Below are 264 nucleotides of genomic sequence, written 5' to 3'. Positions count from 1 at the left end.
ATGCGCGCCCATGCCGCCTGTTGCACGGTTTCGTTGAAGGTACCCGAGGCATCGGTCACCACAAACACTTCAAAGCCTTCAGCCAGTGCCGACAAGGTCGGGAAAGCCACGCACACATCGGTCACCACGCCGGCGATGATCAGCTGCTTGCGGCCGGTGGCCTTGATCGCCTTGACGAAGTCTTCGTTGTCCCAAGCGTTGATCTGGCCTGGGCGGGCAATGTACGGCGCGTCCGGGAACATCTCTTTCAGCTCGGGTACCAGC

General features: G+C 61.0%; 1 protein-coding gene. It reads right to left on the bottom strand.

Annotated elements, in window-relative coordinates:
* Window positions 1–264 (bottom strand): isochorismatase family protein (locus SB816_RS32465; protein ID WP_410548307.1); only part of this gene is annotated, 264 nt, incomplete at both ends.

It is taken from the genome of Achromobacter sp. SIMBA_011 (assembly GCF_046535435.1).
GTDB classification, from domain to species: domain Bacteria; phylum Pseudomonadota; class Gammaproteobacteria; order Burkholderiales; family Burkholderiaceae_B; genus Achromobacter; species Achromobacter dolens.
The sequence above is the reverse complement of the archived record's forward strand: the minus strand, read 5'-3'. Positions and strand labels throughout refer to the sequence as shown.